This is a genomic window from Streptomyces sp. NBC_01431 (assembly GCF_036231355.1).
Classification (GTDB): Bacteria; Actinomycetota; Actinomycetes; order Streptomycetales; family Streptomycetaceae; genus Streptomyces.
The window spans coordinates 7648398-7669547 of sequence record NZ_CP109496.1; the positions used below are offsets into that span (position 1 = coordinate 7648398).

At 67.9% G+C, this 21150-nt stretch carries 22 protein-coding genes and 1 pseudogene; 13 read left to right on the top strand and 10 right to left on the bottom strand.

Going from position 1 to position 21150, the window contains the following annotated elements:
* Position 1: 1 nt before the first annotated feature.
* Entirely contained in the window at positions 2-514 is a 513-nt protein-coding gene (locus tag OG522_RS34900) for an NUDIX hydrolase (RefSeq protein WP_329467045.1), read from the bottom strand.
* A gap of 813 nt (positions 515-1327) precedes the next feature.
* Between OG522_RS34900 and OG522_RS34905 the strand changes: the two genes are divergently transcribed.
* The 3 genes from OG522_RS34905 to OG522_RS34915 all read left to right on the top strand — a co-directional run bounded on the left by OG522_RS34905 (position 1328) and on the right by OG522_RS34915 (position 2445).
* Positions 1328-1891 (top strand): dihydrofolate reductase family protein, encoded by a 564-nt coding sequence (locus OG522_RS34905; RefSeq protein WP_329467046.1) that lies wholly within the window; start codon positions 1328-1330, stop codon positions 1889-1891.
* Between the two features lie 261 nt (positions 1892-2152).
* On the top strand, positions 2153-2248 hold the full coding sequence (locus tag OG522_RS34910; RefSeq protein ID WP_329467047.1) for a DUF6207 family protein: 96 nt from the start codon (positions 2153-2155) through the stop codon (positions 2246-2248).
* A 14-nt stretch (positions 2249-2262) separates the two neighbouring features.
* Complete coding sequence (locus OG522_RS34915; RefSeq protein WP_329467854.1) at positions 2263-2445, top strand: DUF6207 family protein; 183 nt, start codon at positions 2263-2265, stop codon at positions 2443-2445.
* Positions 2446-3069: 624 nt separating this feature from the next.
* Here the strand turns inward: OG522_RS34915 and OG522_RS34920 are convergent.
* From OG522_RS34920 to OG522_RS34935, 4 genes are all read right to left on the bottom strand, one after another.
* The gene (locus OG522_RS34920; RefSeq protein ID WP_329467048.1) at positions 3070-3582 is read right to left on the bottom strand and encodes a DinB family protein; all 513 of its coding nucleotides are present in this window, start codon (positions 3580-3582) and stop codon (positions 3070-3072) included.
* A gap of 462 nt (positions 3583-4044) precedes the next feature.
* Positions 4045-4251 carry a DUF5988 family protein gene (locus OG522_RS34925; RefSeq protein WP_329467049.1) on the bottom strand — a complete coding sequence of 69 codons (207 nt, stop codon included), beginning with the start codon at positions 4249-4251 and terminating at the stop codon, positions 4045-4047.
* A 367-nt stretch (positions 4252-4618) separates the two neighbouring features.
* On the bottom strand, positions 4619-4963 hold the full coding sequence (locus OG522_RS34930) for a fumarylacetoacetate hydrolase family protein (RefSeq protein ID WP_329467050.1): 345 nt from the start codon (positions 4961-4963) through the stop codon (positions 4619-4621).
* Positions 4960-5451 carry a MarR family winged helix-turn-helix transcriptional regulator gene (locus tag OG522_RS34935; protein ID WP_329467051.1) on the bottom strand — a complete coding sequence of 164 codons (492 nt, stop codon included), beginning with the start codon at positions 5449-5451 and terminating at the stop codon, positions 4960-4962. The genes OG522_RS34930 and OG522_RS34935 overlap by 4 nt, the downstream gene beginning before the upstream one ends.
* Before the next feature lie 72 nt (positions 5452-5523).
* On the opposite strand from OG522_RS34935, the gene OG522_RS34940 reads away from it, so the two are divergent.
* From OG522_RS34940 to OG522_RS34965, 6 genes are all read left to right on the top strand, one after another.
* Positions 5524-6165: an MBL fold metallo-hydrolase gene (locus OG522_RS34940; RefSeq protein ID WP_329467052.1), complete on the top strand. Its 642-nt coding sequence runs from the start codon at positions 5524-5526 to the stop codon at positions 6163-6165.
* 461 nt (positions 6166-6626) lie between these two features.
* A complete protein-coding gene (locus OG522_RS34945) occupies positions 6627-7256 on the top strand; it encodes a polysaccharide deacetylase (RefSeq protein ID WP_329467053.1) in 630 nt (209 codons plus the stop codon).
* A 607-nt stretch (positions 7257-7863) separates the two neighbouring features.
* Positions 7864-8619 (top strand): hypothetical protein, encoded by a 756-nt coding sequence (locus OG522_RS34950; RefSeq protein ID WP_329467054.1) that lies wholly within the window; start codon positions 7864-7866, stop codon positions 8617-8619.
* Between the two features lie 69 nt (positions 8620-8688).
* A complete protein-coding gene (locus tag OG522_RS34955; protein WP_329467055.1) occupies positions 8689-10386 on the top strand; it encodes an outer membrane protein assembly factor BamB family protein in 1698 nt (565 codons plus the stop codon).
* A gap of 313 nt (positions 10387-10699) precedes the next feature.
* Complete coding sequence (locus OG522_RS34960) at positions 10700-11710, top strand: aldo/keto reductase (RefSeq protein WP_329467056.1); 1011 nt, start codon at positions 10700-10702, stop codon at positions 11708-11710.
* A 284-nt stretch (positions 11711-11994) separates the two neighbouring features.
* Positions 11995-12252: a hypothetical protein gene (locus tag OG522_RS34965; RefSeq protein WP_329467057.1), complete on the top strand. Its 258-nt coding sequence runs from the start codon at positions 11995-11997 to the stop codon at positions 12250-12252.
* A 151-nt stretch (positions 12253-12403) separates the two neighbouring features.
* Here OG522_RS34965 and OG522_RS34970 read toward each other — a convergent pair whose 3' ends face one another.
* The 3 genes from OG522_RS34970 to OG522_RS34980 all read right to left on the bottom strand — a co-directional run bounded on the left by OG522_RS34970 (position 12404) and on the right by OG522_RS34980 (position 14958).
* Positions 12404-13546, bottom strand: coding sequence for an FAD-dependent oxidoreductase (locus tag OG522_RS34970; protein ID WP_329467058.1), 1143 nt, complete (start codon positions 13544-13546; stop codon positions 12404-12406).
* 255 nt (positions 13547-13801) lie between these two features.
* The gene (locus OG522_RS34975; RefSeq protein ID WP_329467059.1) at positions 13802-14497 is read right to left on the bottom strand and encodes a TetR/AcrR family transcriptional regulator; all 696 of its coding nucleotides are present in this window, start codon (positions 14495-14497) and stop codon (positions 13802-13804) included.
* On the bottom strand, positions 14494-14958 hold the full coding sequence (locus OG522_RS34980) for a lysophospholipid acyltransferase family protein (protein WP_329467855.1): 465 nt from the start codon (positions 14956-14958) through the stop codon (positions 14494-14496). The genes OG522_RS34975 and OG522_RS34980 overlap by 4 nt, the downstream gene beginning before the upstream one ends.
* A gap of 2 nt (positions 14959-14960) precedes the next feature.
* Between OG522_RS34980 and OG522_RS34985 the strand changes: the two are divergent.
* Positions 14961-15212, top strand: a pseudogene (locus OG522_RS34985) (ISKra4 family transposase); the annotation flags it as partial.
* A gap of 238 nt (positions 15213-15450) precedes the next feature.
* Here the strand turns inward: OG522_RS34985 and OG522_RS34990 are convergent.
* On the bottom strand, positions 15451-16569 hold the full coding sequence (locus OG522_RS34990; RefSeq protein ID WP_329467060.1) for an FAD-dependent oxidoreductase: 1119 nt from the start codon (positions 16567-16569) through the stop codon (positions 15451-15453).
* 142 nt (positions 16570-16711) lie between these two features.
* On the opposite strand from OG522_RS34990, the gene OG522_RS34995 reads away from it, so the two are divergent.
* A complete protein-coding gene (locus OG522_RS34995; RefSeq protein ID WP_329467061.1) occupies positions 16712-17461 on the top strand; it encodes a TetR/AcrR family transcriptional regulator in 750 nt (249 codons plus the stop codon).
* Positions 17462-17686: 225 nt separating this feature from the next.
* Here OG522_RS34995 and OG522_RS35000 read toward each other — a convergent pair whose 3' ends face one another.
* Positions 17687-18826: a helix-turn-helix domain-containing protein gene (locus tag OG522_RS35000; RefSeq protein WP_329467062.1), complete on the bottom strand. Its 1140-nt coding sequence runs from the start codon at positions 18824-18826 to the stop codon at positions 17687-17689.
* 87 nt (positions 18827-18913) lie between these two features.
* On the opposite strand from OG522_RS35000, the gene OG522_RS35005 reads away from it, so the two are divergent.
* Together OG522_RS35005 and OG522_RS35010 are read left to right on the top strand one after the other, a co-directional pair.
* A complete protein-coding gene (locus OG522_RS35005) occupies positions 18914-19969 on the top strand; it encodes a ferredoxin reductase (RefSeq protein ID WP_329467063.1) in 1056 nt (351 codons plus the stop codon).
* Between the two features lie 7 nt (positions 19970-19976).
* Complete coding sequence (locus OG522_RS35010; protein WP_329467064.1) at positions 19977-21131, top strand: fatty acid desaturase family protein; 1155 nt, start codon at positions 19977-19979, stop codon at positions 21129-21131.
* Positions 21132-21150: the final 19 nt, after the last annotated feature.

Sequence of the window (21150 nt, forward strand, 5' to 3'; positions counted from 1 at the left end):
CCTATCCTCGGTTGTTCTCACGACCATGACCACTTAGGTACCGCTGGTATGCATCCCGGCTGTCGCTGACGAAGTGCCACTGGTCGATCAGCGCCTTCAGCTCACGCTCACCCAGCCAGTCAAACCAGCCTATTTCCTCGGCGCTGGGCCGCAGCTGGCGCGCCTCGATTGTTGCCTCGTGCACAGCGAACCAGTAGGGGCCGAGCTCGCCCTCGCACAAGAACTTGAACAGAGGAGTCACCGGGGCCTCGACGCCCAGCTCCTCAGCGAGCTCCCGGCCAGCCGCTGCTTCGTAGCTCTCGCCGACGCCGACAGCTCCCGCGACGAGCCAGCTGTACTGCCCCGGAAAGCGAGAACTGCTCCTTGGGCGCTGGTGTACAAGGATCCGACCGTTTGCATCCCGGCAGAGCACCATGGACATGCGATAGTACCACCGATTGCGTACCGCATCGCCTCGGTCCACCACACCCAGCACGCGGTCGTGCACATCAACTCGCTCGATCAACTCGCTCATGACCCCACCCTGCCAGAACGGGTTCAGGTCCGCGGCGTGGTCTGAGGGGGCCCTGCGGTCTGTCAAACGCACCGTGTAGCCAGGGTTATTGGAGTTGGTGACGCGCTGGGCAGTGGCGCCCGTTGAAGTGACGTCGAAGGCACAGCGCGGCCATGAGCAGGATCAGCAGCGCCCAGCCGAGCACCCCCGGTCTTCCGGCCCGCAGGTTGCGCCCGTGCCGCCATTTGCGCTGGCTCGGTGTGGATTGTCTCCCCTAGCCGGACAGACAGCACACGACCGCTGTCCACGGCAGGCGGTGACACAGTTCAACGCAACAACCAACCGCCCGCCGAGATCCATGCCCTCCTCAACAGCGAGGCCAAGTAGCCGGAACGGGCTGGAGCACATTCAGGCTTGAGGCTGCGGCGACGCCTCGCTCACGAGCCGCAACAGCAGCGGCGCGCCCGTCACCGATTGTTCTCTTGTGTTCGACTAGCGAGTGCCTGACGGGGGATTGGCGTGGCTCAGCCACAAGGTCGGTGACCGACGCGAAGTCCTCGTGGCCTCGGTGACCCTGTGTTGGCTGGAGCTTGTAGGATCTCGCGGCCGATGGCATGTCGATCTTCTGTGACCTGCTGGTTCTGTGTTGTCTCACTGCGATGTCATGTCACCCAAGATCAGTCTCAGAGCGATGACATTTTCTCGGCGGAACGATGAGTCTGCGGCTGGGCCACCGAGCACGAGGACTCCATGCGAGCTCAGATCGCGCACCGATGAGTTTCCCGCGCCGCGTCGGTCTGTACGTGTGAGACCGACTCGCGGAAGGCTGGCGCCATGCGGAAACTGATCTACGGCATGAACCTGACCCTGGACGGCTACATCGCCGCGCCCGGCGACGACATCGGCTGGAGCGCGCCAAGTGACGAGCTGTTCCAGTTTTGGTCCGACCAGTTGCAGGCAACCGATCTGTCGCTGTACGGGACAAAACTGTGGCAGACGATGAGCTCCTACTGGCCGACCGGCGACCAGCAGCCCAATGCCACCCCGTCGCAGATCGAGTTCGCGCGCCGCTGGCGGGACATGTCGAAGGTGGTGTTCTCCTCGACGATCGAGAAGGTCGACTGGAACACCCGCCTGGTCACCGGCGACGCGGTCGCCGAGATCACCCGGCTTAAGGCCGAGGACGGCGGCCCGATGGACATCGGCGGCGCGACGCTCGCCGGGGCGGCCATGCGGGCCGGGCTGATTGACGAGTACGTGCTGGCCACCGCGCCGGTCCTGGTGGGCGGCGGCACGCCGTTCTTCACCGAGCTGGACAGCTGGGTGAATCTGAACCTGTTGGAGACGCGGACGTTCCCCGGCGGCGTGGTGCTGACCAGGTACGAGACGAGACGCTGAGCGCCCGTCACGCGACTCGACCGCCCGCCTGCCAGGGTCACACGCGAACGTGAACGCCACCACTGGGGTGGACAGTCGGCAATGCGGCTTCGCATCCACTACTACTGGACCCTGCTCAGTGGTCAAGATGTGATCCGGGATGTGCTTGCGGGCCTGCCCCTCCACAACGGCCTTCAGCAGGAATGACTGGGCCACGCTGCCGCCTACGGACGGAGCGAAGTCGGCAAAGAGCAACCGCGGCGGCTCAGGCGTCGACCTGGCATGAGGCCGATCAACGACGAGTACATCGCGGAGTCCGGGCTGATCGCCGTCGACGTCGTGGCAGCGGACGACGAAACGGCCCTCGCCTTCCAGTAAGCGCTGGTCGGGCGCTGTACGACAGCCCCAGCGCCCGCACGACCACGACACCGAGCGAGCCGGGGGTGCGGCTGCGCTGCAATCTCGACCTGCGCCAGGAACGCACATCCGCCGCCGACCCCGCTGATCACGCCAGGAGCGCGAGCGGCCCGTCAAAGCCGTCAGGCCCGTGCCCTGTTGAGAGAACTGGCAGGTAAACGCCCCCTGCCGGGCGTTGTGGCCCGTTCGATGTTGGTGTGCGGAACACGAAGCCGTTCAGGGAGGCCGTTGCTGAGACACTGGCGGAACTGGCCCGCCGGGGTTACGTCGCGCCAGCCACGGTGCGACACCATCGATAGCCAGATCACCGCACCGGATGAGAGGTCAGCCGGAGCGCGACCGGCCGCGACTGGCAGGCCCGCATGGCCACGATCGCTGAGATGCGGCCCGACATCACCGAGTGGTTCGACCGCGATGTGTGGACCAAGGCCGTCCACGACACCGGATTCACTCTCACTCGCCGCTGACCGGAAACCGCACCGCACCCCCGAACAGCTGCCTCCCAGACGGCAGACGCAACTGAGCCTGACCACGCCGTAATGCGCCGCTGCTCCGGGAGCAGCGGCGCATTACCAGATCGGATGGTGCGCGTGGCGGTTGTAAACGGTGTGAGGAAGGATTCAACTGCCGTTCCACACAGGCGAGTTCGCCTGCGGTCAGGGCGCGGCGGGCGCATCAGCCGGCCGAGCACGGCCGTCTGGTTACGTCACGATTCGACGCTCCGTCGCCAACGGCTGGCGCGTACATCCCGTCGTGACAGTGCCAACCGTGTCTGGTCGGCGCTATACGCCAGTGTTGCCATCGATGCGTTCCCGGAGCAGGTCGGCGTGGCCGTTGTGGCGGGCGTACTCCTCGATCATGTGGACGTAGATCCAGCGGAGGCTGACGTCCTGCTCCATGAAGCGACCGGTGTCGGACAGGGCGCGGTCGGCGCAGCATTCACGGGCTTGGGCGATTTCCGCGTGCCAGGTGGCGAGAGCGTCGTGCAGAGTGGCGCCCTCGGCCAACTCGAAGCCGCCGTCGGGGCCAGACGGGTCAGCCTGCTGGTCGTAGATGGGCGGGGCCTGTTCTCCGGCGAACACGCGGCGGAACCAGTTCCGCTCCACCTCCGCCATGTGCTGGACGAGGCCGATCAGAGTGAAGCCGGACGGGGGCACGGACGCGACGGCGGCCTGCTCGTCGTCCAGGCCCTCGCACTTCATGGCGAGTGTTGTGCGGTGAAAGTCGAGCCAACTTTCGAGCGTGTTGCGCTCGTCGGCGTTCAGGGGCGGCACAGGGCGTTCGACGATGCTCATCGGTCGATTATCGCCAGCAGTCGAACCCGTTGGCAGGCGCGCCTCACAACGGGGCGAACGTTGCCTGAGGCGGCACACAGGAAGCGACCATCAACCTCTTCCTGCCCGCCTGCGTGCCCCCGCCTGCTTGCCCGAGGTCGCCGATCTACTGGAATGCCATCCGGTCCCAGTGCGCGGCCGTCCACCGTTTCGAGAAGGGCGGCCTGGCCGACCTGACCGATGCACCGCGCCCCCGACGCCACGCGAAGATGTCGAGCAGGTCTCCCAGTGCGGCGCGGGCGTCCAAAGCTCAGGTCTGCGGCGGGGGTGACCTGGAGTGCGGCGGCCCTGCGTGACTGGCTGCGCGAGGCTGTGGTCAACGGGTGCTACAGGGGTCGCTGATCCAGGTCGCGAGGCGCGGAGGTGGAGTGGCGAGGTCGCCTCGGAGCGGGAGGCGGGGGCGCGTGTGAGCGTCGGCTCCGACTACTCCGCGATCTCGGTCCGCTCCCACCACTCGTAGACAACCAGTCGGCCTTCCTCGGTTTCCCGGTGCCTTGACGTGGCCTTGAAGTGCTCGTACCCGCCACAGAACGGGATCTTCAGCTCGCCTCCGGGCGGAATGACCGGCACGATCCGCTCGGGCAGTTCGTCCGGTCCACCTTCGAGGAATGCTCTGACAGCGCTGCTCATGACCCCAGTCTCCCCACAGAACCTCATCTATTGTCCTTCGGCACGCCGACGCACTCCCTGATCGCGGGAGCCTCACCCTCCAATGGAGATCCGAACTCAGCAGACTCCTTAGCGCTGAGTGGACAGTTGCCTGGCGAGGGGTGCCGGCGGGGGATCGGCTGCACCATCCTGGCGGAGCCGGGAAACGGGCGCAGGGGCTCTGCTATGGCGAGCCCCTGCGATCGGTTGTCCAGAGTCAGGTTCACGAGTATGCCGATACCTGTCGCCCTGCCCCCGGACGGGTCCTGTTCTGTGCCGAGGCAGCGGGGCGGCGTGGTCGGAACGTGCCTCACGGTGAAGTCAACGGGCATTGCACACAGGTTGGTTGTCAGGCGTGCGCTATTGCGTCGAAGTGTTGGACGTCCCGGGCGGTCACATCGTTGGCGCAGCAGTACCCCGCGATTCCTTCGAGCGCTCCGCGGGCGGTCACGCGGCGCATCGTTTGGCCGATCACGACGGCGAGTTCCGCCTCGTGCTCGACCCGTGCGGATTCGGCGGGCAAGACGATGGCCTGACCGTTGCCGATGACAGCGCTGGGCGCCTTGAGGAAGATCTGGGGCCTTCGGGGTGCCGGGCGTCTGAGCTGGGCCGCATGGGCGGCGTAGTTCAGGCCGACCCCGATGATCTTCCCCGGACGGGAGTCCGGCGCGATGCGGGTATCCGTGGGAATCACCAGGCCCCGGTGACGGGACCGCGGTCGGCCGTGGGCCTGCTCTGGGCGATCCCCGCCGCGATCCGGTCGAGTACGGGCAGGGCATGGGCCAGGAGGTGCTGCTCGTCATCGTTCAGGCTGTCAGCGATTGTCCGGGCGAGCAGGCTGACGCGGTCACGGCGGTCAGCTTCGATCGCGCTCGTCCCCTCCGGAGTCAACGCGAGGATCCTCTTGCGCGCGTCGGCCGGGTCGGGGCCGACGGCCAGGAAGCCGGCCTCGGTGAGCTCTTTCACGGTGGCGGCCATCGTCTGGTGGCGCACTCCTCGGCTGGCCGCGAGTTCAGCAGTGGTCATCGGTCCTTGCCGGTCGAGCAGGTCCAGGACCGTCGCCGGGATCGAGGCGAGGCGGTCGGAGGACCGCGTGGCGCGGACGAGGGCGCCGACCGTGGTTCTCAAGGCGTCCGCGAGGCGGTCGGGTGACGGCACGGGCTCTTGGGGCTGCTTGGGCATGCAGTCACGCTACCAGGAATGCAGGAAGGACTGTACAGTCCACACTGCATATATGACGGAAGGGAAGTTCCGATGAAGCTGACCAAGCATGTGCATGCCTGCGTGACCGTGACCAAGGGGGACGCGAAGATCGTCATCGATCCGGGCACCTTCACCCCCGACGCCGCGCAGGCGGTGGCAGCCGCCGATGCCGTGTTGATCACCCACGAGCACTTCGACCACTTCGACGAGGACCTCATCGCAAGGTCGCTGGAGACCAGGCCCGAGCTGCGGGTCTACGGACCGGCGTCGGTGGTCGAACGGTGGCCGGCCCCCCGCGGGCAAGTCACAGCCGTGGCCGCGGGGGGTAACGTCGCAGTCGCTGGTTTCGACGTCTCGGTCTTCGGTGACCTGCACGCCTCCATCCACCGCGACATCCCGCGGGTAGCCAACGTCGGCTACCTCATCGACGGCCGCCTCTACCACCCCGGAGACGCCTACCACGTCCCGGACGCCCCGGTCGACACCCTGCTGCTGCCCACGAGTGGGCCCTGGACAAAGCTCGGCGATGCGGCCGACTACGTCAGAGAGGTCGCGCCCAACAACCTGATCCAGATCCATGAGGTCATGCTCGGCCCGATCGGACAGCAGTCGACTGCCCGTTTCCTGAGCCCGGAGATGCTCACCGAAGTACCCCTTGTGATCGTGCCGATCGGAGAGACCATCGCGATATGAGCCTTGGTGTGTTCATGGGCGGGGCGGCCGCGGCGGGAGGGCTGCCGCGCCGCCTGCTGTCGGCACGGGACTGCCCTTGAGTGACCGGGCCGTAGGGGGCGTGCTGTTCACCCGGCACATGCGATCAGGTCGGCGAGGGTTGGCGGTGCCCCTGGGGGCGACCGGCGGTCCTTGATGCCGGCCTATCTGGCCGCCGTGACCAAGGTGGCGACCACGACCTGCTGAGCCGCTCATGGATTCGCGCGGCCAGGTCCGCGCAGCACCACCGATTGAGCAACTGCCTTTACTTGCCGGGCAGTTGATCCATCCAAAGCTGACGCACACTTGCCGGTGTTCGCACAAGCTCCCGGAGCGCGCCATGCCGGGGCTGCTCTCAGCCGCAGCCGTGCCAAGAGGTTGTTCCCCTCCTGGGAACGCAGGTACAGATGTTCGCGACCAGTCGGTACAAGGAGGGGAAAATCATGAAGAAGACCATGGGGAAGGCAGTTGGTGTCATCTTGGGGCTCGCGCTGGCGGGCGCCCTGGGAGCCTCGGGGGTGGCCGAGGCCGAGGCTCAGCCGTCGGTCCCGGCTCCGGCCGCGGCCCCGGCCGCCAGCAGGGCGAGTGCGGACGGTTCGGCCGTCGAGGCGCCTGCCTCGGTGGTCGCGGAGCTGAAGGCGGCGACGAGCAGAGCCCGCGCTTCGCTCGCGCCGAACGCCCGGGTGATCTGTTACGCCGCCCACGTCCAGGACATCGGCTGGCAGTCGGCGGTCTGTGACGGCAGCGTGGCGGGGACGACCGGCCAGAGCCGCCGGATGGAGGCCCTGGCGATCTCGACCAGTGGTGTCGGCGGCGTTTGTGCCAACGCCCACCTGGCCGACATCGGCTGGCAGGGGTGGGCGTGCGGCCGGGACGGCGACGTCGTGACGGTCGGCACCACCGGGCAGTCGCGGCGCATGGAGGCGCTGGGCGTCCAGGTCGGTACGGGCAGCGTGGGGGCGCAGGCACACGTGGAGGGCTACGGCTGGCTGGGCTCGGCCAGTGGGAACCCGGTCTACGTGGGCACCACGGGACAGTCACGACGTATGGAGGCCGTACGGATCTGGGTGTGACGCGGGGTAGGCCGACGCAGATGCCTGACGCCTAACGCCTGACAGGGGGTGGTGCCCGCCCCCGGATGGACGGGCACCACCCCCTGTCGCAAACCGTCGCGGTGTCGGAACTCGCCAAGCTGACGCGGACCACATCACGACATGTAGTCAAGGGGGACTTGAGCCACAAAGGCAATCGTGTTGTGCGATGCCACCCTCACCACTCGGGCCTCAAGTGAGGGAGAGTAGAGGGGTGTTCACCTCGACCGTGACTTCCGCGGCGAGGCCGAAGACGCATCGCGTACGACATCGAGCGCCGCCAGGGGTGGCTGCCGGAAGGAGCTCTGCCGTGTCCCAGCCCTCCAGTGACCAGCCGCCGGGCGGCGCGGGTGGCGGAGCGCCGCACCTGCCTCCGGCGCAGCCGGGGTACGGCTTTCCCCTGACTCATGGCACTCATGGCTATGGGCCGCCTCCTGGGGACACGTATCCGCAAGCGCAGGGGGGAGGCTTCGGGCCTCCCGGGCAGCCGGCCGTCCCGCAGTATGCGGCGGGCGGGAGTCCGTTCGGGGCGCCTGGGCCGCCGGACAACGACAAGAGACGCACCGTCGTCGTCGCGATATGCGCCGCGATGGCCGTGCTGATCGCCGCAGTGGTCACCGGCGTGATGGTCCTGCGCCACGACGGGAACGGCGGCGACAGAGCCGACGCGAAGCCAAGTCCCTCCGCCTCCGCTCCTTCGGCCTCGCCTTCCGGCTCCTTGGGGCCGGGCGGGGTGAAGCCGACCATCGCGGGCTGGAAGGTGGTGGTGAATCCCGCTCACGGCACGGCCTTCGACATCCCGCCGGAGTGGGAGGTGGAGGCTCCCACCGTCTTCAGCGGCTTCTCGGAGCACGGGAACCCGGACAAGGCTCTCATCGGACACACGGCACCCGCCTTCTACAAGTCCCAGTGGTGCCGCATCGACGCGGACGGCGACGGCAAGATCGACGACTTCGCGCTGGCCTCGGTGGGCACCAAAGGCGCGGACGGCGCGAAGAGCACCGACGAGGTCGCCGAGAAGTCGGCTCCGACCTGGGTGTACGCCGCTTACACACAACCGGACAAGTCTGTCGTCAAGTGGGACAAGCCCGTGAAGTACACGACCAAGGCCGGTGTGGAGGGCAGTTACGTCAGGTCGCACTCCGAAGGCGCCAAGAAGCCCAACAAGTGCACCGGCGACGGCCAGGCGATCGTGTTCGGCTTCAAGAATTCCAAGGGCGATTTCGTCGCCTGGGACTTCTACGGCAGGACGGGCGTCCCCGGTGCCGTCGGCGATGACGTCATCATGCGAATCCTCAGCACCGTCCGGCTGTCCGGAACCCCCACCGGACAGCCGCAGTTGTGACGTGGATTCGAGCGGACATCGATTGATGGCGAAGAACAGGCACGTGAAAGATCCGGAGGGAACACCGCTGTGACGCAGCCACCCCATTCCCAGCCACGCGGTGATCAGCCTCCGCAGAAGCCGGTACCGGGCAACCCTTACGCCCAGCCCGACGGCGGGTACGAACGGCCGGACAGCGCATCGCCTGGCGTCGGTTACGGCTACCCGGGGCAGCCTTCGGCTTCCGGCGGCAGCCCCTATACGGCCCGGCCCCCCTACCCGGGCGGCTACAGCGGTACGGGACAACCATCTCCCCCTGCGGCACCCCCGCCGGGCGTCGGTCGGCGCCTCTTCCGAGGCAGACGTGCCGTACTGGTTTCCGCGCTGACCGCGGGCCTGCTCCTGCTGGGCGGCGGCGTGTACGTATGGACCGGGAAAGTCGGCGATGGCCGCGAGAAGCCGGGCGCGAAATCCACGGCTTCCGGGCCCTCGTCGTCCCCCTCCGTCGACAAGGGCGACGGAAAGGGCCCCGGGGGCGGCAATGACGCGTACGACTTCAACGCAGACATGAAGCCGGGCGAGGCGCGAGTCTGGGTGCGCGAGAACGACACCCAATTGACCAAGGAAGGCGCGCTGCAATACGGCCCGTGGCGGGCTGGTGACGTCGTCGCCAAGGCGATGTACAAGGAAATCACCGGATACGCGGTGGCCGACGGTACGCAGAAGTGGAGCACGTCCTTGGAGACGCCGGTCTGCGGCGCGGCGCGCCTTCCCTCCGGCACCGGCAAAGCCATCATCGCGACGCAGGAGAACAACACCAAGGCCGCCCACTGCACATACCTTCAGCAGATCGATCTCGCCACGGGCCAGGTCGGCTGGAAGGTGACGGTGCCGCAGGAATCGTCGTACGACACCACCAATGAATTCACCCTCGCCGTCTCCGGCGACACCGTCGTGGTCCACCACGGCGCCTACGCGAGCGGCTTCTCCGTCACCGACGGCAGCAAGCGGTTCGGTTCGTGGAAGACCGCGGGTTGCAGCCCGTACGACATCGGCGGCGGCCCCAAGTTGATCAGCGTGGGTCTGTGCAGCTCCGATGACATCAACAAGGCCCAGAGCCTGGTCGAGGAGCTCGATCCGGCGACAGGAAAGTCCAAGTGGAACTACAAGTACCAGCAGGGCTGGAGCGTCACCGCGGTCCTCTCGTCGGACCCGCTGGTCGTGGCCGCAAGCAACACGGACAAGAAGACGTGGAATCTCACGGCGTTCGCCCCGGACGGCAAGGTCCGCTGGCAGGTGGAGCCGAACTTCAAGACCATGGGCGGGTGTGACGGCCACGACGGTCAAGGCCTTGACGGGTGTACGGCCGCGGCAGCCGACACCGGCACCCTGTATCTGGGAACGGAGGGTTCCGGTGGAGCCATCACCAGCTACCCGGAGACCAATGAGGTCGTCGCGATCGACCTCGGCAACGGCAAGGAGAAATGGCGCACCAAGGACCCCAAGGGCCGGGCCATGCGACCCCAGGCCGTCGAGGGCGGAAAGCTCGTGGCATACGTGCAGCCCGGCAGGGTCCAGGACGCGGCCGCCATGGCCACCTTCGCCCCGACGGGCGGAGCTCCCCAGGTAGTGCTGCAGAGCCCGGAAGCGGCGATCGGCGGCGAACGCGCCTTCTTCCTCAATCCGCACATGCTCTGGTCAGGCGGACGGTTCTTCATGCTCAACGGCCGAGTGCAGAGCCCGTCCGACAAAGGGAAGGATCACGCGCTTCTCTCCTTCGGCAAGTGAACGGTCCCGCCGACGCGAACTGTCTCGATCCCTCTGGCCGCCCGGGACCGCACCGGCCGCATCGTTTGCACGCCCCGGCCCTGGCTCATGTCGAGGTTGTGACGGTGCTGTTCACTCGGTTTGCCGTCGGGGAGGGTTGCGTAGTGCCCCGCTCTCGGCGGAGAATTGACAGTTTGTTACTCGCTACCACCGGACTCCCTGGTACTGCCGCCGAAACGGTCGAAACCAAGCAGGGCGCACATGCCCCATGCCTGCGAATATCGGACCGAGACGTATTGCGTTAGTGCGCACTCCAACTCCTAGGTTCGGGTGCATGCGATACATCAAACTCGGAACGACCGGGCTGGAAGTCTCCGCCATCACCCTCGGTTGCATGAGCTTCGGCGAGCCGGACCGGGGCGGTGAGCCCTGGTCGCTGGGCGCGGACGCCAGCCGGGACATCATCAAGCAGGCCCTTGAGGCCGGCGTCAACTTCCTCGACACGGCCAATGGGTACAGCGCCGGAAGCAGCGAGGAGATCGTCGGTCAGGCGGTCAAGGACTTCACCCGGCGCGAGGAGGTCGTGCTCTCCACCAAGGTCTGGATGCGGATGCGGCCCGGTCCGAATGGCGCCGGGCTGTCACGCAAGGCGATCTTCGCCGAGCTCGACGCCTCCCTGAAGCGGCTGGGGACCGACTACATCGACCTGTACCAGATCCACCGCTGGGACTACGACACCCCGATCGAGGAAACCCTCGAGGCGCTGCACGACGCGGTCAGGTCCGGGAAGGTCCGCTACATCGGCGCCTCTTCCATGTACGCCTGGCAGTTCGCCAAGGCCCTGTACCTGGCTGACCTGAACGGCTGGACGCGGTTCGTGTCGATGCAGGACCACTACAACCTCATCCACCGGGAAGCGGAGCGGGAGATGCTCCCGCTCTGCGCCGACCAGGGCATCGGCGTGATCCCGTGGAGCCCGCTGGCGCGGGGCAGGCTGACGCGGGTCGGGGACACCGCCACGGCGCGTGCCGCAACAGACCCGGGCGGCAAGATCCTCTACCGCGACGCGGACCAGGCAGTGGCCGAGCGCGTCCACGAGATCGCGGGCAGGCGGGGTCTTTCCGCGGCCCAGGTCGCCCTGGCCTGGGTCATGCGCAACCCGGTGGTGACCTCGCCCATCGTCGGGGTCACCAAGCCGGCCCAGTTGGCCGACGCGGTCGCCGCGGTGGACGTCGAACTCGACGAAGACGAGGCCGCCTACCTGGAGGAGCCCTACCAGCCACACGATGCCGCCTACCTCAAGGAGTCCTTCTACAAGCAGCGGCCTGTGGCGGGCTCCCGGTAGTCCGGCGTGCGGTCGCCGTATTGAACTCCGCGAGGGCGTCGCGGACGAACGCGGGGGCCGACGGGACGGCGACCGGGCGGCGGATGCGTGCTCGTCATCCCGCCCTTCGCATAGATCGAGAGCGTCCTCCCTGGTGATGCTGCCACCCCGCACTGGCCTTTCTCAGCCTCGTGCCTGCGGTTCGCGGGGCGCGCTTTTGGTAGGTGCGGCCGAGCAGGGCGAGGTCCGCGCGGGCTTGATTGCGCAGGTGCCGGGGCTCGTCCTGCTCGGTATCGAGCAGTGGGGTGGGTGTAGCGACCCATGGCGGGCGGGAACGGTTCGTCGATCTGCGGCAGGTCGACCTCGGCCAGGTCGATCAGGTCGTAGTCGGCGTCGCCGCGCTTCTGGGCCTGCTCCAGGACCCACCGTGCGACGCGTTCGCCGCACGTCCGGTGCGGGTGCTGCCGAGAATGATCGCCATCTTCGGCATCGTGCCTCCGGCAGGTGGAAGAAGCATTCGGCTCCCTGCCCAGGGCGCGGATCGGTCCCCCGGCCACGCGTGATCAACCGCTTGCCGAGGACAGCGCCGACGTCGGCACGCGGACGGGGAACCGGACGGCAGGGGTTCACTGGCCGGTAGCCGAGGCTCGGGTTCCTCCTGGATTGGCTGAGCGGTTCGGTGACTTGGGGGAGCGGTGGCTGTCGGGCCGGGCCTTACCGGGCTGCCGGGCCGGAGGTGAAGAACGCGACCATCTGCTCCAGGCCCCGCGCGCCGAACATCGTGTCCAGGTTGGCGGCGGACTCGGCGGCGGACGACTCGCTGCGCGGGAAGAGGGCCTCCTCGTACGCGGCCAGAGCGGCTTCGGTGTCGCCGCGATGTGCGGCGATGGCCAGGGCGAGTTCGGAGCCGTCGAACATGGCGAGGTTGGCGCCCTCCCCGGCGAAGGGGGACATGACGTGAGCGGCGTCACCGAGGAGCGTCACGCCCGGTACGCGGTCCCAGCGATGCCCGACGGGCAGGGCGTGAATAGGGCGCGGGGTGATCGTGTCCGCGTCGGCTACCAGGGCGCGCAGACCCTCGTCCCAGCCCTCGAAGTGGGTGAGGACCGCAGCCTTGGCGGCTGCCTGGTCGGTGAAGTCGGCCGTGTCCAGCCAGCCCTCGTCGACCTTGAGTGCCGTGTAGACGTGGAGACTGCCATCGCTCTCCCGGTGCGCGAGGACACCGCGTTCGTCCCCCAGGGCGATGAAGAACCCGCCGCCGATGACTGCGGCGCTGCGCGGGTGACGGGTGTCGGCGTCGAACAGGTCGGTCTCGACGAAGGAGATGCCGGTGTAGGCGGGCCGGGCATCCGAGACCAGCGGCCTAATCCGGGACCAGGCGCCGTCCGCGCCGATCAGGAGATCGGTGGTGATGGCCGAGCCGTCGGCGAACGTCACCTCATGACGCCCGTCGCCCAGCGCGCGGGCGCCGGTACCCTTGCGGCCCCAGTGGATCGTGCCGTCGGGCAGGGAGCCCAACAGCAGGTCCCGCAGGTCGCCACGGTCCACCTCCGGCCGGCCGCCGGTGCCGTCGTCCTCCTCGGCCACGTGCACCGTGCCGTCGGGGCCGAGCAGGCGCATGGCCTGACCACCCTCATGGACGATCTTGAGGAAGTCGTCGTGGAGGTCGGCGGCGTGCAGGGCCTTCTGCCCGTTGTTCTCGTGGATGTCGAGCATCCCGCCCTGCGTACGGACCGCGGCCGACGCCTCCAGCTCGAAGACCGCCGACTCAATGCCGTTGACGTGCAGAACACGGGCGGCGGTCAGGCCGCCAAGACCTGCGCCGACGATCGCGATCGGGAAATGGCTGGTGCTCATGGGGGCCTCCGAAAGCAGTAGGGGAACGCCTCTGGCCGCCGAGCTGGCCCCGCCGACACGGCCAAGCTCCCGAGGGAGGCCGGCGTACGCGTGATCGGCAGGCTATGGCGCGGCCACACACAAGACCGTAGCGAACATGTTCGTTGCGAACAAGTTCGATGCGGTCTGTGCGTCAGCGGCAGGCTGCGAGGAAACTGCGTTCAACCAAGCAGCAGCCGTCGGCAGGGCGGGCGGGCGGGCGAGCGCGCCCGGAACTCAGCCTCCTGCGCCCGGAACGCGCGTGTGCACAATGCCGTTGACCAGGACGTCGAAGCTCCAGCGGATCCTGTCCGACACCGAGCCGCCGATCAGGGCAGGCATGTGCGCGGTGATCGCCGGATGCGTGGCGGCGTCCACGGCGTGCAGCGCACGCACGGTGGCGTTCCAGTCGTCCTCGGAGGCGAGATCGTGCTTACGCGTCGAGTGCTCGGCAGCGGTGGCCGTCGCGTCCTGGAGCAGTTTGTCCACCCCCCAGGCGACCTCCTTGCGGCCGGCGCCGCTTTGTGACAGGAGATCGAGGATGCGCTCCACCAGGCGCAGGTAGTTCTCGCCGCTCGGGCGGGCGACGAGCGCCGCCCGCGCCAGCTGCGGGTGCTCGAACAGCACCTGGGTGTACGAAGTCATGACGGCGCGCAGCTGCTCGCGCCAGCCCTCACCTCCGTCCCGCCCGGTCAGGTCGACCCCGCCGAGCAGGGAATCGAGAACGGCCGCGTGCAGCTCGGCGGTGTTGGCGATGTAGACGTACAGTGACGCCGGGCCGGTATCCAGCTCCTGTGCCAGGCGGCGCATCGTGACCTTCCCCAGCCCCTCCGCCCGCATGATCCGCAAGGCGGTATCCACAATCCAGCGCCGGGACAGGGCGGGCTTCGCCGGACGCTCCCGGCGGCTGATCGGCTCTCTTCTCGCAGTCATAACCGGATCGTAACGAACATGTTCGCAGTGCGGGATTGCCCGGTTCGCTCTCGGCCCCCATGGGCGGGCGGTCTCACAATTGCCAGTTGTGCGAGTTCTGCGAGACCCCCAAAGGCGGTGAAGAAGAGGCGTGTGAGGGCGCCTTCGACTCCGGTGCCGGTGAAGTATTCGTCCTTGGCGAGGAAGTGGACCGGGCGCGGGGCCAGGAGAGCGATGACGATGCTGTCGATGAATGACAGGTGGTTGCCGGCGAGAATGACCGGGCCGCGCCGCGGGACGTTGCCGCGGCCGCGGATGACGCGCCGGTAGATCAGTCGCAGGAGCGGGGCGAGTACGAGCCGGGCGAGGGAGTGGAGCGCTGTCTCAACGGCGGACACGGCGAACATCCGGCGGCCATCGGGCACGGGGCCGTGGCGCAGGTGGACGAAGAACCGGCCACCAGGCACCAGCAATGCTGCGATCCTGGCCATCGCCCCTTGAGGTCGGCTGGCCCATCGCCAGCGGCATCGTTGAAGGATCCGCACGCCATCTGGTGGCCGACCGTCTCGACATCACCGGCAGCAGATGGAGCGCTCCCGGCGCCGAAGCCGTACTCACCCTCCGTGCCCTCATCAGCAACGGAGACTTCCCGCAATATTGGATCTTCCACACCCAGCGGGAACGCGCACGCCTCCATCCCCACCCCGACCAGCACCACTACGAACTCGGAGCCTGACCCCCAAGCTCACTCAAAAGGAGCCGCACCCAAGGCAGTTGTGCCAGCGTCGCCGGATTCCCAGGACGGGCATCGCCCCGGGTTCTGCAAAACCGGCAAGCCTGACGGTGTGTCACCTGTCGTGCCGTGAACTGGGTTCGGGTGATTGATAGTTGGCTTCTTCAGGCTAGAGGGTGGGAAACGGGCCGTTCGGCTTTGAGGGCGTGGCTGGGAGGTTCTGTACCTATGTCGGCTCGGGTCAGTCCGGGTTGGGGACGAAGGCGGGTAGCGCGGCGAGGCTGTGGCTCACGGCCTCGCTCCCGTACTTGAACATCTGCCGCTCGTAGTTGTCGACCGCGGAGAGAAGGTCTCGACGGCCCTCGGCGGCCTCAACCAGGCAGCGGCTCAGCAGGTCGGCATCGCGCAGGGCGGTGTTGGCACCGTTGCCGCCGGTCGGAGAGGTGGCGTGGATGGCGTCACCGAGCAGTGTGACCGGACCGGGCGCCCAGCGCTCACCTGGCTCGACCACCCCGATGGACAGCAGGGTGCTGTTGTCCGGGTCGGCCTGCTCGATGAGCGCCTGCAGGTCCGGGTGCCAACCTTTCATCCTGGCCAGCGCGGCCTCCTGTGCCGTCAAGGTGCCGAGAGAGCCGTTCGGCGGGAGGATCATGGCCCAGCGCACGTAGTCATGGATGTCAGGGAGCGTTACTTCGGGTGCCAGTTTCTCCGCCGCTTCCTTGGGCGGAATGGGGAACCGCATCGCCCCGAGCAGCAGACTCACTCCGCCGCCGACGATCTTCCCGCCGTAGGCCCGGGACAGGCCGACGAACTGCTCCGTCAGTGGGGTGCGGCCGATGACGAACCGCACGCCGGTGTCGGTCGGGGTGGTCTGTGGCGTCAGCACCTGGCGAACCGCGGAGCCGACCCCGTCCGCACCGACGAGCAGATCAGCGATTGCCGGATCGCGTTGCGCGAACCGGGCTTCGACCTTGCCGTTGTCCAAGACGTCGTAACCGGTCAGCGCAGCGCCGGTGTGCACGGTGAGTCCGGTCAGCAGCAGGTACCGGAGTACTTGCCGGTCGACCGCGATCCCGCTCCTGGCGGGGCCGAGTTCGCCGATCTTGTTGAGCTGGGCGTCCAAGGCCAGTCGCTCAACGTAGGTGTCACTGACGACCGCGTCCAGCAGCGGGTGCCAACGCTGTGGCAGACAGCTACGCAGCGCCGCGAATCCGACCGGATCCAGTACGAGCCGATACCCCTGGAAGCGTGCGGTGATGGCTGGGTCCCGCTCGTACACGTCGACCTCGATCCCGGCACCCCGCAGGCCCTGCGCCAAGCACAGACCCCCCAGACCGGCTCCGGCCACGGAAACTCGCATCACATACCTCCAGAGGACTCTCCGAACCCTGCTCAGGACCTGAGCAGGGGTCCGCCAGCCACGCAGATACGAACTTAGTTCTGCATGGACGATCTAAGTTCTAGAAGGCGAACTTAGTTCGTGTCAAGCTATGCTGGTCAGCATGCCCACCCCTCCCCGGCAACGCCGAGCAGCCCGTCGCGCCCAGTCCGCTGGGGAGCCCTCAGCGGCCCGCCCGCGCAAGAAGCCCATCACAGTCGACCGGATCACCGACGCCGCCCTGCAGGTCGTGGCCACCGAGGGCTACGAAGCGCTGACCATCCGTCGCGTCGCCGCGGTGCTCGGTACCGGGCCGTCGTCGCTGTACGCACACATCGTCAGCAAGGAGGACATCGACGATCTGCTCATCGGCCGGCTCTGCCGCGAGATCGTGCTGCCCGAGCCGGACCCGGCCAGCTGGCGCAAGCAAATCCTCGACGTGTACGCGCAGATTCGCGACCAGTACCTGAAATACCCCGGAATCTCCCGTGCCGCGCTGGGCGTTGTCCCCACCAACCTCTCCACGTTGCGGGTGAGGGAAGGGCTTTTGGCGATCCTGCTCCGCGGCGGAATCGAGCCGAAGACCGCCGCCTGGGTACTCGATGCCCTGTCTCTCTACGTCAGCGCCTACGCCTTGGAGCAGTCGCTGGTCCTGCAGCGGCGCAGAGACCCTGACCAGGAATGGGTCCTTGGCCGCGAGGAGTTGATCCGCCGGTTCACCGAGCTGCCGGCCGACACGTTTCCGCAGACCCGACGCTATGCCGCTGAGCTGACCTCCGGCACCGGACACGACCGGTTCGAGTTCACCCTCGGCCTGATCATGGACAACCTCACCCAGCCCCAGCCGACACCGGCATCCGACGCCGCCGAATGAACGCCGCGGCCCGAGGCGGGTCCGTACCGGTTCGGACGGCGACAGGACGTGCGTGGCGCGGCAGCGCCCCGCACCAGCGGCAACTCGTGCTGCACGCCGCCCTCGAAGTCGATCGTGCGGTCGCCGACGTGCATCGCGGTCGGGTACTCGGTGTTGGTCCCGGCGGCGCGGGCGGGCGTACCTCCGGCGTAGGTTCACAAAAACCGTGGACGGTCGAAGTACGCGTCAGCTGACCCGAAGACCGACCGCCAGCGTCAGCTCAAGGACCCGGTGTGGCGACGCGAGATCCGGAAACAGCTCCCGCAGCTGCGACAGCCGGTACCGGACGGTCTGGGGATGGACGAACAACGCCGCCGCCACCTCGTCCCGCCTGCCCTGGTGCAGCAGCCACGCCCGCAATGTCTCCTCCAGCCGCCGTGCGGTCGCGACAGGCAAAGTCCGCAACGGTGCGAGGGCTCGGGCACGCAGGTCTGCGAACGCGTCCCCGTCGGCGCTCAGCACGAGCTCGGGCAGGTGCTCCTCGGTGTCGCGGATATCGGAGGAGAGGGAGCGCGCGCGTGCGGCTCGTGCGTACGAGGCGGACGCACGAGTCCATGGCCGGGCCGGGCCGACCACGGCGGTGCGGTCGGTCAGCTGCCGCAAGAGATGTGATCGGTCGGCATCGGGGACGAGCAGCACACCGAAGGCGTCCGGCAGATCGTCGAGGACGAGGGTGCTCGGGTCGAGCGCGCGGTAGGCAGGCCGGGCCTGGGCGGCGGGCAGCAGGACCGCGGTCAGTGAAACCGGAGGCTGCCACCCAGCCCGTTGGACAGAGGCCAGCAGCACGTCCGGGCTCGCGCCGGCGAGGAGGTCGCGGGCCAGGTGTTCCAGGTGGCGCTCGTGGTCCCGGCCGCGGGCGGCCAGTTCGTCGGCGTGGCCCGCGGCGCTCGCGGCGGAGAGCTCGTCGATGTAGGCGAAGGTCAGCTCGGCGAACTTGGCGACCTCGGCGGCGGGCAGACCTGCGGGTACGGCACCGGCTGCCAGGCATCGCCAGGCCACGCGGGCGCCGACGCGGTAGGCGCTGAGCAGGGCGTCCATCGAACGGCCGTCGCGCACCTCGCCGCGGCCCAGCTCGTAGGCTGCGTCACCGGCGTCGCCGCCTGTGGCTTTCCCGCTCGCGAGGTCCAGGTAGTGCCCCAGGGCGGTGCGGACGGCTCGGCGGATGGTGGCGCCCATGCGGCCCGAAAGGGCGTTGGCGTAGGGAGGGACCTCGTCGATGATCGCCTGGACGACCTCGTCGGCGGTGGTCTTCAGCGCGGCCCGAAGTGCGGTGACCGTCGTCTCATCCAGGGCCAGCTCGCTGGCCCTCCGGATTGCATGGCTCATGTTTTTGTTCCCTGCGAACAATTCCGCCGACCAGATTCACATCCTGCGGTCAGGACTTTACGCCTTGCGGCGCAGCAAGCTGGAGTCATGACGAGTACAGCCCTTCGCAGCAGGGCGTGGAAACTGCTTGAGATGGTCACGACGCCGCTGCTGCCGTCGGACTACCTCGACCTGGTCAGCCCGCTGCGTGCGGGCGCCGACCTGCGTGGGCGCATCGAGGCCCTGCACCCCGAGACGGGTGACGCCGCGACCATCGTGATCAGGCCGGGGCGGGGCTGGCGCGGTCACACGGCCGGTCAGTACGTGCGGATCGGGGTCGACGTGGACGGAGTGCGCCTGTGGCGTGCCTACTCCATCACCTCGCCGACAAACCGCCAGGACGGTCGCGTCACGATCACCGTGAAGGCGATCCCGGGCGGCAAGGTCAGCAACCACCTGGTCCGCAGGGCAAAACCGGGCACCCTGATCCAGCTCGACCAGCCGACCGGTGACTTCGTGCTGCCGCAGGCCAAGCCCGCCAAGGTGCTCTACCTGACGGCCGGCAGCGGCATCACGCCCGTGATGGGCATGTTGCGCGACATCGAGTTCGACGACGTCGTCATGGTCCACTGCGCGCCACAGCCGCAAGACGTGATCTTCCGCGACGAACTGCACGACCTGGTCGCGGACAAGAAGCTGCGGCTCACCGAGGTGCACACCGACACAGACGGCAGACTCGACATCGCCCGTCTCGACGAACTCGTGCCCGACTGGGCCGAGCGCGAGACCTGGGCTTGCGGGCCCACGGGCCTGCTCGACGCCGCCGAAGAGCACTGGACCGAGCACGGCGTACAGGGGCGTCTGCACACCGAACGCTTCCGCCCCGGCATCGTCGTCGCCGGTGACGGCGGCGAGGTCACGTTCAGCGCCACCCGCAAGACCGTCGACGCGGACGGCGCCACGCCGTTGCTGGACATCGGCGAGCAGGCCGACGTGCTCATGCCCTCCGGGTGCCGCATGGGCATCTGCTTCGGCTGCATCACGCCGCTCAAGGCGGGCGCCGTCCGCGACCTGCGCACCGGCGAGATCACCGAGGCCGAGCCGGGCGTCCTCATCCAGACCTGCGTGTCCGCCGCGGCGGGCCCCTGCGACATCGACCGGTAGGAGCACCTTGACCGCCATCGACCCCACCGCCCACCTGACCGCGGAGCAGATCGAGGAGCTTGGCCGCGAGCTGGACGCGATCCGCGACGAGGTGATCGCCAGCCGCGGCGAGAAAGACGCCGCCTACATCCGTAAGGTCATCTCGGCGCAGCGCAAGCTCGAGTTGGTCAGCAGGGGTGTGCTGCTGTTCTCGATCTTCCCGCCCGCGTGGCTGATCGGCACTGCCGGCCTGTCCGTGGCGAAGATCATGGACAACATGGAGATCGGCCACAACATCCTGCACGGCCAGTGGGACTGGATGCGGGACCCGAAGATCCACTCCACCACCTGGGAGTGGGATCACGTCTCGCCGTCCGACCAGTGGAAGCACTCGCACAACGAGCTTCACCACACGTACACCAACGTGATCGGCAAGGACAACGACCTCGGCTACGGCATCATGCGCGTCGACGAGGACCAGAAGTGGCACCCGTTCCACCTCGGCCAGCCGCTGTGGAACTTCATCAACGCCTGCTTCTTCGAGTACGGCATCGCCGCGTACGACCTGGAACTCGGCAAGAACCTGCACAAGCGCCGCCGCAAGAACCCGGAGTTCCGCGCCCAAGCCAAGGCTGTGGGCCGCAAGATCCGCAAGCAGGTGCTCAAGGACTACGTGATCCACCCGCTGCTGTCGGGCCCGTCGTTCCTCACCACGCTCGCCGCCACGTTCACCGCGAACCTGGTCCGCAACATCTGGACCCACTCGGTGATCATGTGCGGGCACTTCCCCGAGGGCGTACAGGTCTTCGAGCGCCAGTCGATCAAGGGCGAGACGCGCGGCCAGTGGTACCTGCGCCAGATGATGGGCTCGGCGAACATCAGCGGCGGCAGGGCCATGCACTTCATGACCGGCAACCTGTCGCACCAGATCGAGCACCACCTGTTCCCGGACCTGCCGAGCAACCGGTACGCCGAGGTCGCGGTGAAGGTGCGAGCGCTGTTTGAAAAGTACGAGCTGGAGTACGTCACCGGGCCGCTGCCCAAGCAGGTGTTCTCCGCGTGGCGCAAGGTCTTCCGGCTCTCGCTGCCGAACAAGAAGCCCAAGGCTACAGGCGCGACCGGCGGTAGCTCGGCAGACGCAGCAACCTGGAGCCTGACGTTGGCGGGCGAAACGCCGCAATGATCCTTTCCGTCACCTCGTA

Bases quoted from the DNA above. Each gene is read 5' to 3' on its own strand.
- OG522_RS34900 (WP_329467045.1), bottom strand. From the start codon at position 514: ATGAGCGAGTTGATCGAGCGAGTTGATGTGCACGACCGCGTGCTGGGT.
- OG522_RS34905 (WP_329467046.1), top strand. From the start codon at position 1,328: ATGCGGAAACTGATCTACGGCATGAACCTGACCCTGGACGGCTACATC.
- OG522_RS34910 (WP_329467047.1), top strand. From the start codon at position 2,153: ATGAGGCCGATCAACGACGAGTACATCGCGGAGTCCGGGCTGATCGCC.
- OG522_RS34920 (WP_329467048.1), bottom strand. From the start codon at position 3,582: ATGAGCATCGTCGAACGCCCTGTGCCGCCCCTGAACGCCGACGAGCGC.
- OG522_RS34925 (WP_329467049.1), bottom strand. From the start codon at position 4,251: ATGAGCAGCGCTGTCAGAGCATTCCTCGAAGGTGGACCGGACGAACTG.
- OG522_RS34935 (WP_329467051.1), bottom strand. From the start codon at position 5,451: ATGCCCAAGCAGCCCCAAGAGCCCGTGCCGTCACCCGACCGCCTCGCG.
- OG522_RS34940 (WP_329467052.1), top strand. From the start codon at position 5,524: ATGAAGCTGACCAAGCATGTGCATGCCTGCGTGACCGTGACCAAGGGG.
- OG522_RS34945 (WP_329467053.1), top strand. From the start codon at position 6,627: ATGAAGAAGACCATGGGGAAGGCAGTTGGTGTCATCTTGGGGCTCGCG.
- OG522_RS34950 (WP_329467054.1), top strand. From the start codon at position 7,864: ATGGCCGTGCTGATCGCCGCAGTGGTCACCGGCGTGATGGTCCTGCGC.
- OG522_RS34960 (WP_329467056.1), top strand. From the start codon at position 10,700: ATGCGATACATCAAACTCGGAACGACCGGGCTGGAAGTCTCCGCCATC.
- OG522_RS34970 (WP_329467058.1), bottom strand. From the start codon at position 13,546: ATGAGCACCAGCCATTTCCCGATCGCGATCGTCGGCGCAGGTCTTGGC.
- OG522_RS34975 (WP_329467059.1), bottom strand. From the start codon at position 14,497: ATGACTGCGAGAAGAGAGCCGATCAGCCGCCGGGAGCGTCCGGCGAAG.
- OG522_RS34990 (WP_329467060.1), bottom strand. From the start codon at position 16,569: ATGCGAGTTTCCGTGGCCGGAGCCGGTCTGGGGGGTCTGTGCTTGGCG.
- OG522_RS34995 (WP_329467061.1), top strand. From the start codon at position 16,712: ATGCCCACCCCTCCCCGGCAACGCCGAGCAGCCCGTCGCGCCCAGTCC.
- OG522_RS35000 (WP_329467062.1), bottom strand. From the start codon at position 18,826: ATGAGCCATGCAATCCGGAGGGCCAGCGAGCTGGCCCTGGATGAGACG.
- OG522_RS35005 (WP_329467063.1), top strand. From the start codon at position 18,914: ATGACGAGTACAGCCCTTCGCAGCAGGGCGTGGAAACTGCTTGAGATG.